The organism is Streptomyces sp. NPDC050738, from assembly GCF_040654175.1.
Taxonomy (GTDB): Bacteria; Actinomycetota; Actinomycetes; order Streptomycetales; family Streptomycetaceae; genus Streptomyces.
On sequence record NZ_JBFAHN010000002.1, the window covers coordinates 656,395 to 672,570 of the forward strand.

At 70.8% G+C, this 16,176-nt stretch carries 10 protein-coding genes; all 10 read right to left on the reverse strand.

Annotation, left to right across the window (positions count from 1 at the left end):
• Positions 1 to 2: 2 nt before the first annotated feature.
• A complete protein-coding gene (locus AB0H78_RS07235; RefSeq protein ID WP_363233264.1) occupies positions 3 to 1,355 on the reverse strand; it encodes an O-antigen ligase domain-containing protein in 1,353 nt (450 codons plus the stop codon).
• A gap of 1 nt (position 1,356) precedes the next feature.
• A complete protein-coding gene (locus AB0H78_RS07240) occupies positions 1,357 to 2,904 on the reverse strand; it encodes a right-handed parallel beta-helix repeat-containing protein (protein WP_363233265.1) in 1,548 nt (515 codons plus the stop codon).
• Between the two features lie 9 nt (positions 2,905 to 2,913).
• A complete protein-coding gene (locus AB0H78_RS07245; RefSeq protein WP_363233266.1) occupies positions 2,914 to 4,857 on the reverse strand; it encodes an alginate lyase family protein in 1,944 nt (647 codons plus the stop codon).
• A complete protein-coding gene (locus AB0H78_RS07250; RefSeq protein WP_363233267.1) occupies positions 4,854 to 7,055 on the reverse strand; it encodes a bi-domain-containing oxidoreductase in 2,202 nt (733 codons plus the stop codon). The genes AB0H78_RS07245 and AB0H78_RS07250 overlap by 4 nt, the downstream gene beginning before the upstream one ends.
• A gap of 17 nt (positions 7,056 to 7,072) precedes the next feature.
• Positions 7,073 to 9,007, reverse strand: coding sequence for an asparagine synthase (glutamine-hydrolyzing) (gene asnB, locus AB0H78_RS07255; RefSeq protein WP_363233268.1), 1,935 nt, complete (start codon positions 9,005 to 9,007; stop codon positions 7,073 to 7,075).
• Positions 9,008 to 9,010: 3 nt separating this feature from the next.
• The gene (locus AB0H78_RS07260) at positions 9,011 to 10,531 is read right to left on the reverse strand and encodes a Wzz/FepE/Etk N-terminal domain-containing protein (protein WP_363233269.1); all 1,521 of its coding nucleotides are present in this window, start codon (positions 10,529 to 10,531) and stop codon (positions 9,011 to 9,013) included.
• Positions 10,528 to 11,943 (reverse strand): Wzz/FepE/Etk N-terminal domain-containing protein, encoded by a 1,416-nt coding sequence (locus AB0H78_RS07265; RefSeq protein ID WP_363233270.1) that lies wholly within the window; start codon positions 11,941 to 11,943, stop codon positions 10,528 to 10,530. The genes AB0H78_RS07260 and AB0H78_RS07265 overlap by 4 nt, the downstream gene beginning before the upstream one ends.
• Positions 11,940 to 13,220: a glycosyltransferase family 4 protein gene (locus tag AB0H78_RS07270; RefSeq protein WP_363233271.1), complete on the reverse strand. Its 1,281-nt coding sequence runs from the start codon at positions 13,218 to 13,220 to the stop codon at positions 11,940 to 11,942. Before AB0H78_RS07270 ends, AB0H78_RS07265 begins: the two co-directional genes overlap by 4 nt.
• On the reverse strand, positions 13,210 to 14,535 hold the full coding sequence (locus AB0H78_RS07275; protein WP_363233272.1) for a nucleotide sugar dehydrogenase: 1,326 nt from the start codon (positions 14,533 to 14,535) through the stop codon (positions 13,210 to 13,212). Before AB0H78_RS07275 ends, AB0H78_RS07270 begins: the two co-directional genes overlap by 11 nt.
• Positions 14,536 to 14,614: 79 nt before the next feature.
• Positions 14,615 to 16,093, reverse strand: a complete 1,479-nt coding sequence (locus AB0H78_RS07280) for a sugar transferase (RefSeq protein WP_363233439.1) — start codon at positions 16,091 to 16,093, stop codon at positions 14,615 to 14,617.
• Positions 16,094 to 16,176 lie beyond the last annotated feature (83 nt).

Here is a 16,176-nt window from a genome sequence, read left to right on the forward strand (position 1 = left end):
GCTCACCTCACCTCCCGGTCCTGGGCCCAGCGTGGGATACGTCGTCGGGGACCCGGGGTCACCGGGACCGGGGGTGCCTGGACCGGGAGCGCCTGGACCGGGAGCGCCACAAGCGGGGTGCCGGCCGCAGGCGCCGCCAACAGCGAGGCGGCCAGGGCCAGATGCAGCAGATACGGGGAGGCGTCGCCGAGGCCGGCCTCGGTGTACGACGCGATCGCGCAGTAGCTGATCAGGAAGATCGCGCAGGCCCGCTCCAGCGACGGCGGCCGCAGCAGCGCGACACCGCCGAGCACGAGGATGATCGACGCCACCAGTGCGACACCGATCAGGCCCTGTTCCTGGTAGACGGCCAGCCAGCTGTTGTCGATCGGCAGCCCGCCGTACGACTTGTCTCCCAGGCCCATTCCGAACGCCTGTTCCGCGGTCGTCCTGGGCGCTGCCAGGAGGGCGTCCCAGACCTTGGCCCGGCCGGTGAGGTTGGAGAAGTTCTCCTGGCTCTGTCCGCGCAGGAACCACGCCTGGAGAGCGGAGGCGAATCCGACCGCGGCCACCACGATGACCACCACCGTCCAGGTGAAGAACCGCCGGGCGGCGGCGCTGGTCAGCAGGAGCGAGCAGATCGCCAGCGCGAGACCGATGAACAGGCCGAGCGTGGCCGTGCGGGTATGGGTCAGCGCGAGCAGGACGAAGGACGGCACGATGACCACCGCCGCACTGGCCTTGTCGATCCTGCGGCCCAGCAGGAGCAGCGCGGTGAGCCCGATGATCACCGCGGCGTACTGCCCGATCTGCGGCGGTGTGAGCGGCCACAGCGCACCGACGAGGCGTCCGCCGTAGGTGTCGGCCAGCGCCGCGCCCGGCGAGATCACCAGGCCGGCGGCCACCGTTCCGAGCACAGCGAAGTACACCCTGATGTGGTGGCGTACGAACGTCAGGCCGCCGGGCCACCAGCGGCTGAGCAGCCATAGCGTGCCGACGAAGAGTGACAGCCGGGCGCAGCGGAACAGCGCACCGAATCCGGACTCCAGGTCCACGCTGGAGATCATGCTCGGCACCAGCAGCAGGGTGAGCAGGAGGATGTAGGCGCTGGCCCGGATGCGCAGCCGGAGATTGACGGCGAGCGCCAGCGTGAACGCGCCGACCAGCGCACCCATGGTGGCCATCTGGATGAGGGAGCGGGGCAGCGGGATGATGGTCTTCGCCCCGGCGGAACCGAGCGTGTTGAGGATCAACAGCCCCCAGACGACCCCGACGAGTCTGGGGGTGCGGGGTGTCGGGTCCGATGCGCCGGCGGTCTGGGTGCCGGCCGTGACCGGTCCGTCCGCCTGCTGTCCTTGCCGCAGGTCTGCGCTCATCTCAACCACCTGCCTGTGCGCGGAAGGTGCTGCCCTTGTCCTGCTGGTACGGCGCGCGCTGCCACTCCCCGGAGGTGATGACCTTGCTCGTGTCCTGGGCGACGAACTTCCACGGTCCGATGTAGGTGTTGTCGTGCCAGCTGTTGTGCTGGGCGAGGGTGATCGCCTCGGCCACCCGCTCGCCCTTGTACGGCGACCAGTCCGGGTAGGTGCCGTAGTTGGAGAGGACCGCCATGCGGTCGCACTTCTCGGTGCACTTGACGACGGACGTCTCCAGCACGAAGCGGTTGTCGTGGATGTCCACCCGCTGGGTCTTCCACCGGCAGTCGGCGTAGAGCGGGGGCTTGGCGATCGCCGGTTTCGCGCAGCTGCCGGTCTTCTTCACCAGCAGGGTGCAGTCGCCGGACGAGGTGTTGGCCGGGCTGTTGCAGAACCGGTCGGCGTTCTCCCACAGGGTGATCCCCGACCAGTTGTTCTCCAGCTCGTTGCCGTAGATCTCGATCTTGTCGGTGCGGGCCTTGACCCGGGGTTCGCCGCCGGATTCCGAGATATAGACGGTGGCAAACGGGAAGCTGTCGCCCGCCTTGGCCTGCTTGCGGCCGTCGACCCAGTTGTTCCGCCGGATCGTGTTGTTCCTGATGACCGCGTTGTAGCTGGTCTCGTAGATCAGCGCGGCACCGTCGTTGGCCTCGATCACGTTCTTCTCGATACGGAAGTCGTTGTTGTTGGTGTCCGCCCACAGCCCGGTTCCGCGGTTGTCGTGGACCCAATTGCCGCGCACGTCCGCGCCGTTGACGGCCCAGAACTTCACGCCTCCGGTACAGCCGCAGCCCTTGCGCAGCCGCTCCCAGTCGCCGGTGTTGTTGCCCACGATCTCGTTGCCTTCGAGCACCAGGCCGCTGAGAAGGCCGGTCCCCTTGTACGCGTTCAGGCCGTACTGGCCGTTCTCGCGCAGGCAGTTGGCGCGCATCTGCTGGCGGGAGCCGGCCATCAGCCCGGCTGCCGAGTTGTACTGGATCGTCGCGTGCTCGATGACCCACCCGTCGGCCGAGTCGTGGTTGACCACACCCTCGTCCTGCGGCGCGACGAAGTGCTGCACCGTCAGATGGCGGATGGTGACATCGGGGGCGCTGCCGCCGAACGCGTACTGGTTCTTCTTCCCGCCGTCGAACACCGCGCCCGGCGCACCGAGGTACTGGTCCCCCTTCTTGGGGAGGACCTGGGCGTAGCGGTCCGCTTCGAGCCTGTGCTTGCCCGGCCGGAGCCAGAACGTGGTGCCCGGGGGGCTGTTCTTGGTCTTGGCCGCCAGGTCGCCGACCACCGCGGGGTCGACCGTCACCGCGCCGGCAGGCGCCTTCGCGGGGCCGGCCGCGGGCTTGGCGCACACCGAGGCCACGGGCGTGGACGACGGCGCGGCCTTCGGCTTCGCCCCGGCGTCCGACGTGCCCGTTCCCGTGCCCGCGCCCGTACTGTCACAGCCGGTCGCGGCCAGCAGGACCAGCGCGAGCGGTGCCACCGCCAGCGCCCAGTTTCTCCTCTTGATCCCCACGTGCGCCCCTTATCCGCGGAACCTGAGCACGGTGGTGAAGCCCTCCGTGCCGTCGGCGGAGCCGGTGCCGGTGCCGACCAGTGTCGTACTGGGTTGCTTACGCCCGAATCCGGCGGAGTACCAGCCCAGCGGCGGGTCGCTCTCGCCGCGATGCGCCCGCCAGGACAGCTGCCCTGGCAGGTCGAGCACCGCTCGGCGGTCCTCGCCGTCCCGCGTCCAGGTGAGCTGGGCCCGGTTCCCCACCAGGTCCGCGGTGATCTCCGGGCCGAGGTGGAACGCCAGGCGCACGGAGCGGCTCGGGCCCCGTACCTCGTCGATCACCCTCAACTCCTGTGTTGTGGACTCCAGTTCTACGCGGCGAAGGTGCACGGCGCCCTGGTAGCCGTCGTGTTCGGCGCTCCAGTGGTCCGCTGCCGCTTCCAGGACCCGGCTGCGGGCGTGCCTGGTCCACAGGAAGGGGCCGCCGGAGACGGACTGGTCGTCGCCGTCCAGCTGCAGGGTGTTGTGGCCGAGGGTCGACCGGAAGTACTGCCGCCACTTGGGCTGCCCGTGGTAGCAGAACGTGCCCGGGTCGGCGAGCACATCGACCCCGTCGCGCCGGACCTCCACGGACAGCGCGTCCGCGTGGGCGTGCGCGGCGATGGACAGGAAGCCGTGCGGACCGCCGTCGCAGCGGCACCAGATCTCTTCCGGACCGCGCAGGATGGTGAGCCCCGCGTCGGCGAAGTGCGCCGGCCGGCTCGCCGGGCGGGACACGGTCGGGCTGCCGGGCTTGATGAGCGCGGCAAGGAGCGGGGTGCGCACATCGGTGCCCGTCACGTCCGGCCACCAGTCGAGCCGGCCGAACACGGCCTCCCCGGTGGCGAGCAGCGAGGCCCAGCGGTCGGTGCCCGTACCGTCCACGATCAGACCGTGGCCGTCGTCCGCGTCTCCCTGGCGCGGCGGCCGCAGCCGGTTGTCCACGATGGCCGCGAGCGCGTCGGTCATCCGCAGCAGTACGAGGCGTACGGTCGCGGGAACCGGGACACCGGCGGCATTCGCTTCGGCCACCGCGGCAAGCCCGAGTTCAAGGACCAGGCCGTGATATTCGGTGGCCAGTTCGCGGTTGAGGCCGGAGAGGAAGGTGTTGCCGCGCAGGTGCCGCTCCAGCGACCGCAGCGCGCCGGCCTGCCAACGCGCGGAGGAGGGAAAGAAGTTGAACGCGCAGGCCGCGGCGAGCTGTCCTGCGGCCTCGGCGATGATGTGGTTGTTCGCCGACGACCCCCGGCTGGGGAAGGCGGCCAGCCAGCGCTGGTGGTGCCAGATCTGGTTCAGCGCCACCGGGTTGTCCTCGAACAGCCCGGCCGCGCCCGGCCAGCCTTCGAGCAGCCGGCGGACCCACACCCAGGACAGCAGCCGGATGCCCAGTTCGATGCCGCTGATCCAGTGCACGCCGCGCAGCGGCGGATTGGCCTCCCACCACGACCGCAGATGCTCCGCCACGCGCTCGGCATACCGCTCGTCGCCGGTGATCGCATAGGCGGCGGCGAGCACGGTCAGGTGCTGGTGCCGGGACGGTTCCCAGATCTGCTTGATGTCGCCGACCGCGTCCTCGCTGCGGTACGGCACGTCGAAGGCGTAGCCGGACGGGGCGCGGCGCCCGGTCTTCGGGTCGAGCCACCAGTCCGGGTCGGCCAGGTCTTCGCGTAACACCCCGAAGTACTCGGCGTGCCCGTCCATCAGCCGGTCCGCATCGGCGACGAGGCGTTTCGCGGCGTCCGGAGGTACGGCGGCGATCGTCCCGGCGGGCAGGACCGCGGTGAACCGGGCGCCGGTCACGGTCGGGCCGTCGGGCTGGGCCGAGCGCCACCGGCGTCTGCGCACCGCGTCGCCGGCCCGGCCGCCGATCTCCTGCGGCCCCATCCGGGACAGCCGCCGCAGGTACCAGCCTGGACTCCCCGAGCTCACAGTCATCGCGGCCTCGCCAGCGTCACCGGCGCACCGCCGGCCAGGCCGACCTGCACGGCGAGGGTGGCCGCGGTGGTGGCGACGAGCGAGTCCAGCGGCACCGGCATCGGGCCGCCGGTCCGTACGGCCTTGATGAACGCGGCCAGTTCGGCGTTCTGGCCCTTGTCCCGGGCCTTGGGCAGCCGCGAACTGACCCACTTCTTGGGCCCGGCCCCGCCCTCCGCGTACACCGAGGCACGGACGAAGTCGTCGAGCCGCAGCGCGCGGCCGTCGGCGATCAGGTCGAGCGTCTCCTTGGGGAGGCCGGCTGGTCCTGTGGTGACGTAGCTGATGGTGGCGGTGGATCCGTCCGGATAGCGCAGGACGACCTGAAGGTCGTCGTTGCCGTGCGTGGCGACCGCGTACACCGAGACCGGGTCGGCCCCGAGCAGCCAGTTCGCCGTGTCGATGAAGTGCCCGCCCTCGCCGGCGAACCGCGAGCCCTCGCTGCTCTGCTGGAGGTACCAGCTGCCGTGCTGGAGCCGGCCCGCGTTGACCAGATAGCGCAGGCTCGCCGGTCCGCTCCGGGTGCCGAACCGTTTCTTGGCCTCCTGGAGCAGCGGCGCGAACCGGCGGTTGAAGCCCACCTGCAGGCGGTCGTTGCCGGACTCCTCCACCGCCGCGAGCACGCCGGCCAGTTCGTCCTCGGTGAGGGCCAGGGGCTTCTCCACGAACACGGTCTTGCCGGCGAGCAATGCCTGGCGGGTCAGTTCGGCGTGCGAGCTGTGCCGGGTGACCACGAACACCGCGTCGATGGACTTGTCGCCGAGCACGGCGTCGAGGTCGGTGGTCGCCTCGGCGAAGCCGAACTTCCGCTGCGCGTTGGCCGCGGACAGCGCCGTGGTGGTGACGACCGTGGCCAGCTCGACGCCTTCGCGCCCCGCCAGGTGCGGCAGCAGCATCGACGTCGCGTAGTTCCCCGCGCCGACGAACGCGAGGCGCACCGGGGCACTGGCGACCCGCGCCGCACTCCGCTTGACCTCGACCGCGACGGCGGGCACGGCCACCTCCGGGGCCGCCTTCTCCGCTGCCTCGACCTCCTGCTCGGGGTAGCGGAACAGCACGGCCACGGCCTTCAGTTCGCCGTCCTTCAGACGCTGGTACGTCTCGACGGCGTCGTCGAAGTCGGCGACGTGGGAGATCAGGGGCTCCACGTCGACGCGGCCGCGGGCGACGAGGTCGAGGAAGCACGCCAGGTTGCGGCGCTCGGTCCAGCGCACGTATCCGATCGGGTAGTCGCGGCCCTCCAGTTCGTACGCGGGGTCGTAGCGCCCGGGACCGTAACTGCGGGAGAAGCGGACGTCGAGTTCCTTCTCGTAGTACGCGTTCCACGGCAGGTCCAGCCGGCACTTGCCGATGTCGACGACCCGGCCGCGGTCCCTGCAGAGCCGGGCGGCCAGCTCGACGGGCTGATTGCTGCCGCCGCCGGCGGCCAGGTACACCTGGTCCACGCCGTGCCCGCCGGTGAGTTCGGCGACGGCCGCCTCCACGGCCTTGGACTCCGGATCTCCGCAGGCCACGGCGCCCGTACGCTCGGCGAGCTCGCAGCGCGCCGGGTCGGGGTCGACGCCGACGACACGTACACCCGCTGCGGTGAGGAGCTGTACGACCAGCTGGCCGATCAGCCCGAGGCCGATGACCAGCGCCACCTCGCCGAGCTGCGGCTCGCCCTGGCGGACGCCCTGCATCGCGATCGACCCGACGGTGCCGAAGGCCGCGTGGCGCGGCGCGAGGCCCTCGGGCACCGGGGCGTAGAGGTTCTTCGGCACCCAGTTCAGCTCGGCGTGCAGGGCGTGTTCATTGCCGGCGCAGGCGACCAGATCGCCCACCGCCACATCGTCGACGCCCGCGCCGACCTGCTCGACCACTCCGCACAGCGAATAGCCGAGCGGCGTATAGGAGTCGAGCTTGCCCATCACCTTGCGGTACGTGGCGGGCACCCCGTTGGTGGCCACGCTCTGCATGACCTTGGCCACCTGGTCGGGCCGGGAGCGTGCCTTGCCCACCATCGACATGCCGGCCTCGGACACCTTCATGAGCTCGGTCCCGGTGGAGATCAGCGAGTAGACGCTGCGGACCACCACACCGCCCGGCTTGCACCCCGGCACCGGTACGTCGAGCAGCGCCAGCTCGCCGCTCTTGTAGTTCTGTACAACCTGCTTCACCCGAACTCCTCTGATTCCTAAGCCGTGTTGTGAGTGCTCTGGCCGGACCCGGAGATCGCGCCCCGATACCAGTACTCGAGGGTCAGTACGTGCCACAGATGCTTGGAGAAGTCCCGCTGCCCCGAGGCGTCCTCGGCGACCATCCGCGCCAGCGCGTCGCGGCGCAGGAACCCGGACCGTACGAGCTCGCCGTCGTTGATGACCTCGCGGACCAGCGGCGCCAGATCCCGGCTCATCCAGGCCCGCAGCGGCGCGCTGAACAGGCCCTTGGGCCGGTAGACGATCTCCCGGGGGAGGATCGAGGTGGCCGCCTCCTTGAGGACGGCCTTGCCCTGCCGTCCGGCGATCTTGCGGTCGCCCGGCACGGCGAACGCCGCCTTGACCACCTCGACGTCCACGTACGGCACCCGCACCTCGGTCGACGCGGCCATGCTGGAGCGGTCCGTGTACGCGAGGTTGAGGCCCGGCAGGAACATCCGGGCGTCGCCCAGGCACATGCGGTTGACGAAGTCGTCGAGGTTGTTGTCCTCGTAGACGTCCGCATGCTCGGTCAGTACGTCGTCGACCGTCCCGGCCAGGTCCGGGTCGATCAGCGCGAGCAGCTCCTCCTGGTCGTACATCGTGTAGCTGCGCCGGAACGCGGTCTCCTCCGGCAGATCGGCGAAGGAGAGGAACCGCTTCGCGAAGCGCACCGAACGGAATCCCCGGCGTGACGTGGCGACCGGCAGCCGGTCCACGACCCTGGAGATTCCGCTGCGCAGGGGTCGCGGGACGCGCTGGTAGCGCAGGGCCAGGGTGTTGGCCAGGTGTTTGCGGTATCCGGCGAACAGTTCGTCGGCGCCCATGCCCGAGAGCATCACCTTGACGCCTGCTTCCCGGGCGGCCGAGCAGATCAGGTACGTGTTGATCGCGGCGGGGTCGCCGATCGGCTCGTCCAGGTGGTGCGTCATCTGCGGCAGCAGGTCGAGCACGTTCGGGGCGATCTCGATCTCGTGGAGGTCGACGCCGAACTGCTCGGCCACCTGCCGGGCGTAGCGCAGGTCGTCGGGCATCGCCTCGAACTTGGCGTCCTCGGCGCGGAATCCGATGGTGTACGCGGAGATCCCCGGCCGGTCGCGCGCCGCCAGCGCGGTCAGCCAGCTGGAGTCGAGGCCGCCGGAGAGGAAGGTCGCCACGGGGACGTCGGAGAGCAGGTGGCGCCGGGTCGACTCCTCGACGACGGCGGCGATGTCCGGCAGCTCGCCGGACCTGGCCCGCTCCTGGCCCTCGGTGGCGACGTCCCTGAGGTTCCAGTAACGGCCGCGGTCCACCCGGCCGTCGGGCCGCCGCCGCAGCCAGCTGCCCGGCGGCAGCTTCTCCGCCTCGCGGTACGCGCACCGTGAGTCGGGCACCCAGTAGTAGAGGAGCGAGGCCACCATCGCCGCATGGTCCACCTCCAGCTTGCCGTCGGTCGCGGCGGCGAGCGCCTTGAGCTCGGAGGCGAACGCCAGGCCCTCGCCGCGCCGGATCAGGAACAGTGGCTTGATGCCCAACTGGTCACGGGCGAGCGTGAGTTCGCCGGAGCGCTCGTCGAAGATCCCGAACGCGAACATGCCGCGCAGCCGGGGCAGGCAGTCCGTGCCCCAGCGCCGCCAGGCTTCGAGCACCACCTCGGTGTCGGACGTACCGCGGAAGCGCACCCCGGCGGACTCCAGTTCGGTACGCAGCTCCGGCGCGTTGTACAGCTCGCCGTTGTACGTCAGGGCGAGGCCGTCCTTGACCATCGGCTGGGCGCCGGTCTCGGACAGGTCGATGATGGCCAGCCGTCGGTGCCCGAGCTGTACCGTGCCGTCGCCGACGGGGTGGCCGTAGCGGCCGGCCCCGTCAGGACCGCGGTGGGCGAGGGCCTCGGTGAGCCGGTCGGTGACGACCTTGCCGTCCGGCCATCGGTACGTACCTGCGATGCCACACATGACCTACCACGCCTCCTGGTCGTTGTGCGGACCGCCTGCGGCCCACATCGGCTGCCGCTCCGGCCGCAGTTGGGCCGTCCCGTGCAGCCGTTCGGGTCGCTCGCTGCGGCCACGCAGCGCGGTGTCGAGGCCGTCCCACAGCGTGCCGTCGGTACGGTCGCGCGGATCGGGGTCGATCAGCACCACGCCGATGACCGGAATCTGCTGGTCCGCGAGTTGCCGGGCCACGGTGTGCAGCCATGCCGAGCTGCCGCGCCCGGCCCGTACGACGAGCACGGTCCGTGTGCCGAGGTACTGGAGGTCGGTCCATGCCGTGCCGGGCGCCACCGAGCCGATGCCGAGCCGGTGCTGCTGCGTCGAGACCTCCGCGGCGTGCTCGCCGCCGACCACGGTGACATCTCCCGACTTCGGGCGGCGCTTCGCGAGGTGCGCGCCGGGCAGTCCGTCGATGATCACCGTCGGCCCGTCCGCGGCCAACGCCCCGGCGACGTTCAGGGCGATCGTGCTCGCGCTGCGCGCGCAGCCCAGTTCCAGCAGCGACACCGGTTCCGCGGAGCCGCGTACGGTGCGGGCCAGCGTGGCGGTGAGGCGTGTCCGTGCCTTCCGGGTCCGCCGGCGCCGCCACGGCCTGCCCGACCTGCGGGGCAGTTCCGCGATGACCGAGGCGCCCAGGTTCGCCGCGATGTCCCGGCGCAGTACGGGGCGGTCCGCCACCACGGTGCCGACCGCGGCCACCACGAGCCCGAGGACGAGCCCCAGGACGAACCCGATCGCGGCGTTGGTGACGACGGTCTTGGGCAGCGAGTGCCGTACCGCGTGCGCGGCGTCCACGATCTGCGTGCCGGCGATCACCTTGGGTGTGCCGGTGCGGGCGTCCGCGGCGCGCAGGTCGAAGTCGGCGATCCGCGAGTTGAGTTCGGCGCGGCGGGCGAAGAGCGACTCGAGGCTCGCCGCCGCTTTGGGGTCGCTCGCCGAGGTCTGGGTTCCGATCGATTCGTTGACCTGGGTGAGCTCGTCCCGCATACGGTCGCGCTGGTCGATCAGGGCCTTGGACTCGGCTTTCGCGGTGTCCAGCATCCGCTGCACATGGTCCGTGACGAACACGGTGGCCAGCGCCTCGGCCCGGGCCACCGCTTCCGCGTCGGTGTCGCCGGTCACATCGATCTGCAGCAGGTTGTTGGTCAGGCCGGTGCCCCGGTAGTCCTTCATGAAGTTCTCCGGCTGCTCAGGGGACTTGAGCTCCTGAAGGGCCTTGCGGGCGATACGCGTCGTCCCGAGCAACTGGACGTCGGTGCGCATCAGCGTTCCGGTGTCGTTCGCCTGGTCCTCCGCGTGCGTGACCAGCACCTTGACCACCGCGGTCGGCGGCGGGGGCATCAGGACCGCTGCCGCCGCTCCGAGCAGGAGGCCGAGGACTGCCATGGCGCTCCAGAGATGGCGGCGCCTGCGTACGGCGACCACCAGACCCTGCAGGTCGAAGAGCGGAGCGGCCGGCGACGACTCCGCCGTCTTGTCCGTCGTCATGCCGAACCTCCCGTCGTCTGGCCGCGCCCCGCGAGCGCCGGAGCGGCGTGGTCCGGCGGCTGTCCGCCGGACCGTCCCGGAAGGGCACGGACCCTGTCGGCGACGACGATGCCGACGACCTCCTGCCTGGCGTCCGCGCATGCCTCGGCGATGCCGGCGAGCTCCTCCGCGGTCCAGCTGCCCGCGCTGAGGACGACCAGGGCGCCGGACTCGGTGTCGCGGTCCGGCACGGTCGGCCGGTCCACCGACACCTCCACCACCCGCAGCATGGGGTTTCCACTGCTCGACGAGGACGAGGATGAGGAAGGGGACGAGGACGTGTCGTTCCCGGCCTCGGCGACGAGCTGCTCGGCGGCCCGCAGCGCGATCTCGTCGCCCTGCGGCACGACCGTCAACAGGCGCCGGGGGTCAGGGCGTTGGTCTCTGACGCGGGCGTACACCCGCCGGTAGCGGATCCTTCTGCCGGCCTCGTCGCCCGCCCTCTGCGGGACCTGCTCGTCCCACCGGGTATCGGCGCCGAGTACTCGGCGCACCAGGGCCCACGGGCCGCTGCCCTGCGGCTGGTGCGCGTGCCGTTCCTCGGGGACCTCGACGATGCCGAGGAGCGAGGAGCCCAGTGCCGCGGCGATCTCCTGTTCGGTGCGCAGCCGGCGGTCCATGCGTGCGGCGACGAGATGGCCGACGATCCCGAGCAGGAAGAACAGCAGCGCCCCGCCGACGACGAGTTGCATCTTCGTCGGCGGCGCCTCGCCCGTCGGCCGGGCCGCGGGGCCCATGACGGCCATGTTGGCCGCCGCGGTCGCCGGGTCGGCCTCGTTCAGCTTCGTCATGGCCTCTTCCAGCGAGGTGCTCAGTTTCTGGAGCGCGGTGCGGGCCTGCACGCTCTCCACGCTCTGCCCCGGATCGGCCGCCTTGGCCAGCTCGGTGATGCGGCGGTTGGACTCCACCACCTGCTTGCGCAGGTCGTCGAGGCCCGATGTCGCCGTGGAGCCGGAGCTCCCGCCCGCGAACCGCGCGGCGAACGTGACGAATTCCTTGGCCAGCAGGTCGGCGAGCTGCTGGGCGCGCTCGGGGGTCTCGGCCGTACCCGAGATCGTGATGATGTTCCCGTCGGCGGCCTTCGCACCCACCTGGTCCCGCAGTTCGCTGCCGCTGACGCCGTTCCAGCCGAGCTTGTCGGCCGTACGGTCGATCACCGTCGAGCTGGTCGCGATGTCCACCTGGGTCAGCAGCTGGCGCTCCTCCCACTGCCCCGGCAGCAGGACCGATGCCGAGGCCGTGTACCGCGGCGGGAACGCCACCGAGGCGCCGTAGCCGACGAGCGCGCCCACGATGGCGACGATGACGAGGAACCGCCAGCGCCAGCGGAACATCCGCCCGATCGTGACCAGACGAATCGTGTCGTCGCTCACGTGCGCCGCCTCTTCCCCGTACGAAGCCGTCCGCCGGCCTTCACCGCGGTGCGGTCCTGGCAGGCGGCGGCGTATGCGGCGAGCAGCGACGCCTGTGAGTTCCGCCAGGAGAGCGGCCCATTGACGCGCTCCTGACCGATCTTGCCCATCCGGGCCCGCTGTTCCGGATCGTCCAGCAACCGCACGACGAGCCCGGCGAATGCGGCCTCGTCGTCGTCGGCGGCGTAGACGGCGGCGTCACCGGCGGAGACGCGCGCCTCCTTCAGGTCGAACGAGACGACCGGCCTGCCCATCGCCATGTACTCCAGGACCTTGTTCATGGTCGACACGTCGTTGAGCGGATTGCGCGGGTCGGGCGAGAGGCACACGTCCGCGGTCGACAGATAGCGCACCAGGTCGGCGTCCGGGATGCGCCCGGTGAACTGCACCTGCTCGGCGAGTCCGAGCTGCCGCGACAGCTCCACCATCGCGTCGAAGGCGTCGCCTGAGCCGATGAACACGGCATGCCAGTCGGTCCGCCCGAGCTCGTCGCGCATCTTCGCCAGGGCACGCAGGGCGTAGTCGACGCCGTCCTGAGGACCCATCACACCGAGATAGCACAGCAGATGAGGCTTGCCCTGCTTCAACTCCGGTTCGGGTGCGACCGGTTGGAAGCGCTCGACCTGGGGTGCGCTGCGCACCACGAAGACGTCCTCGGGGCGCCGGCCGCCGCGGCGTACCGCGACGTCACGGTAGCTCTCGTTCGTGGCGAGCACGATGTCCGCGGCCCGGTAGGTCCGCCGCTCCAGCGCGCACACGGCGCGGTAGAGCAGGTCCTCGCCTCGGTCGAACCGTGAGAGGTACAGCTCGGGCACCAGGTCGTGCTGGTCGAATACGAACCGCGCGCCGCGCCGCTTCAGCCACCGCGCCGCCAGGAACAGCAGGTCGGGCGGGTTGCAGGCGTGCACCACGTGGACCGGGCCGACCTTGCGGGCCAGCCGGGCCGTGTGCCACAGCGCCGATCCGTACTCCCTCAGATAGCCGGCCGGTCCTCCGGTGGCCGCGCGCAGCGGGTAGCGGTGGATCCGTATCCCCTCGATCTCCGCTTCCGGCTCGGTGTCCCGCTTCTCCCCCTGGGGGCAGATGACATGCACCGTCCAGCCCGCGTCGCGCAGCGTCGTGCACTCCTGCCACACCCGCCGGTCGAACGGCACCGACAGGTTCTCCACGAGGATCAGCGCGCGCCGTCCGTGCCGGTCGCCGCCGGCGGTTTCTTCAATCGTTGTGTCACCAGACAAGGCCCATGTACCCCGGTTCGGAACGACGCGCCTCGGCGTCGGGAAGGCGGATGAGGTCGACGATCACCGGTCCGTCGCCATGGGGCAGTGCCGAGAGGACGGCCGGATCCTTGGTTCCGACCAGGCACACCTCGGCGTGTTCGAGCACCTCGTCGACCGAGTCGGCGAGCAGCTGCGCGAGGTGGGGCAGCCGGGTCTCGATGTACTCGCGGTTCGCGCCGATCAGCCGGGACAGGCTCACGTTGGCGTCGTAGATCCGCAGGTCGTACCCCTTGCCGAAGAGCCTCTCGGCCAGCTCGACGAGCGGGCTCTCGCGGAGGTCGTCGGTTCCGGGCTTGAAGGAAAGGCCGAACAGGCCCACCCGGCGCTTGCCCGTGCGCTCGACCAGGTCGACCGCGCGCTGGAGATGGTCGGAGTTGGACGCCAGCACATGCGAGAGGATGGGCACCGAGACGTCGGCCCGCTTCGCGGCGTGGACCAGGCTGCGCAGGTCCTTGGGCAGGCAGGAGCCGCCGAAGGCGAAGCCGGGCCGCAGGTAGGCGGGGCTGATGTTGAGCTTGCGGTCGGCCAGGAACACGTCCATCACCTGGTGCGAGTCCACGCCGAGCGCCTGGCACACCGCACCCAGCTCGTTCGCGAAGCCGATCTTGAGGCCGTGGAAGGAGTTGTCCGCGTACTTGATCGCCTCGGCCACCGGGATCGGCACCCGGAACACCTCGCCGGGCACGCCGTCGTACAGCTTCTGCACCACGTCGCCGCTTGCCGGGTCGAGCTCGCCGATGACGGTCTTGGGCGGGTCGAAGAAGTCCTTCACGCTCGTGCCCTCGCGCAGGAATTCCGGGTTGACCGCGATCCCTACGTCCACGCCGGCCGTGCCGCCGACGTACTTCTCCAGGATCGGGAGCAGCAGATCCAGGCAGGTGCCCGGGAGCATGGTGCTGCGGAACACGACGGTGTGCCGCCCGCCGCGCCGGTCGGGATCGGCCAGCGCGGCACCGATCTCCTCGGTGACCCGCTCCAAGTACGTGGTGCACAGACTGCCGTTGGACTCCGACGGTGTGCCGACGCAGATCAGCGATATCTCGCTGCCGGCGATCGCCTCGCGGACGTCGGTGGTGGCGCGTAACGCCCCGCTCCGTACGACCTCGGCGGTGAGTTCGCCGATCCGTTCCTCGACCACCGGGGCCTTGCCGTCGTTGACCAGGTCGACCTTCACCTGGTTCACGTCCACCCCGATGACCTCGTGGCCCATGCCGGCCAGGCACGCGGCCGAGACACAGCCCACATAGCCGAGCCCGAAAACACTGACCTTCATGACGCGTTCCTCCCCCAAGGCAGGCCCCTGCGGCCTGCGGTCCGCGTGACGGCCGTACGTCGGCCCCCGCACCCGCGCATCAGTACGCCCCCTGCCCGCGAAGCACCGCGCGCAGCGTCTTCCACAAGATCACCGTGTCCAGGGCGAGCGACCAGTCCTCCACGTACCGCAGGTCGAGGCGGACCGCCTCCTCCCACGGCAGGTCGCTGCGTCCGCTGATCTGCCACAGCCCGGTGAGTCCGGGCTTGACCAGCAACCGGCGCCGTATGTCCGGGCCGTACGCGGCGGACTCCTCCGGCAGCGGAGGGCGCGGGCCGACGAGCGACATCGAGCCGGTGAGTACGTTGAACAGCTGCGGGAGTTCATCGAGCGAGTACCGGCGCAGCACCGCTCCCACCCGGGTCACCCGCGGATCCAGACGGACCTTGAACAGCAGGCCCGCGCCCTCGTCGCGGTCGGCGAGCGCGGCACGCGCCCCGTGGGCCCCGGTGACCATCGTGCGGAACTTGAAGATGGTGAACTCGTCGCCGTCCTTGCCGACTCGGCGCTGGCTGTACAGCGCCCCGCCCCGGCTGTCCACCAGCACGAAGAGCCCGACGAGAATCATCAGCGGCGCGAACACCACCAGCAGAGCCGCCGCGCCCAGCCGGTCGACGAACCCCTTGATCACCCGGCGGCCCCCGGAGAAGGTCGGCATGCTGACCCTCAGCAGCGGGATCCCGAGCACGCCGTCGACGTGCAGCCGCGGTCCCGCCACCTCCATCAGCACGGGGGCCACGACCATCTCGGCATCGCTGCCTTCGAGGTTCCAGGCCAGCCGCTGCAGCCCGTCCGGCGACCAGTGCGGGGCCGCCGTGACGGCGACGACGCGGTAGCCGTCGCGCTGGACGTGGGTGGCCACGTCCTCGAGACGCCCGACGACCGGCACGTCGTCCAACAGGTCGCCGTCGAGGCCGAGTCCGTCCGGCGTGCACACCGCCTCCACCCGCCAGCCCAGGTGCGGGAACTTGCGGGTTCTGGCGATCAGGTCGCTCACGGTGTCCGGGCTCCCGGCGGCGAGCACCGGGCGCAGGCACCGCCCCTCCTTACGCTGCTTGTGCAGCCAGAGGCGGAGCACATACCGCGCGGTCATGGTGACGAGCGCGATCGCGGGGATCGCGACGAAGATCCATAACTTGATGTTGCGCGAGGTGAGGGCGATCCCGCCGAGCGCCAGTACGACGGTCGCCGTGAACAGCGCCCGTCCGAGCCGGCGGAACTCCTCGGCACCCTGGCCGAGCACGGCCGGTGCCCACGCCCGGCTCACCGCCAGCGCTCCCAGCACCAGGAGTTCGGTGCAGAAGGCGAGAATTCCCCACTTCTCGTGCCAGTTGGCCGCGTCCCTGGCCCCGAAGAACTGGCCTATGGACGCCACCACCAAGGCGGTCGCCACGGTATCGCCGGTGATCACGGTACGTCGGTACCGCTGCTCCCAGTCGTTCCCGAGCTGGTTGATCGCCCCGTCCGACAGGCGCCCGTGCGCCAACGGAAAAGGGCCGACTAATCCCCCCTGCCCCACAGAATCTCCCCCGGTCTTCAGCGGTACGACATGGTCGCCCAACACTGCCCCTCCCCCCGGGAGACCCCCGTCCCCCGCACAGT

Bases quoted from the DNA above. Each gene is read 5' to 3' on its own strand.
- AB0H78_RS07245 (WP_363233266.1), bottom strand. From the start codon at position 4,857: ATGACTGTGAGCTCGGGGAGTCCAGGCTGGTACCTGCGGCGGCTGTCC.
- asnB (WP_363233268.1), bottom strand. From the start codon at position 9,007: ATGTGTGGCATCGCAGGTACGTACCGATGGCCGGACGGCAAGGTCGTC.
- AB0H78_RS07260 (WP_363233269.1), bottom strand. From the start codon at position 10,531: ATGACGACGGACAAGACGGCGGAGTCGTCGCCGGCCGCTCCGCTCTTC.
- AB0H78_RS07275 (WP_363233272.1), bottom strand. From the start codon at position 14,535: ATGAAGGTCAGTGTTTTCGGGCTCGGCTATGTGGGCTGTGTCTCGGCC.
- AB0H78_RS07235 (WP_363233264.1), bottom strand. From the start codon at position 1,355: ATGAGCGCAGACCTGCGGCAAGGACAGCAGGCGGACGGACCGGTCACG.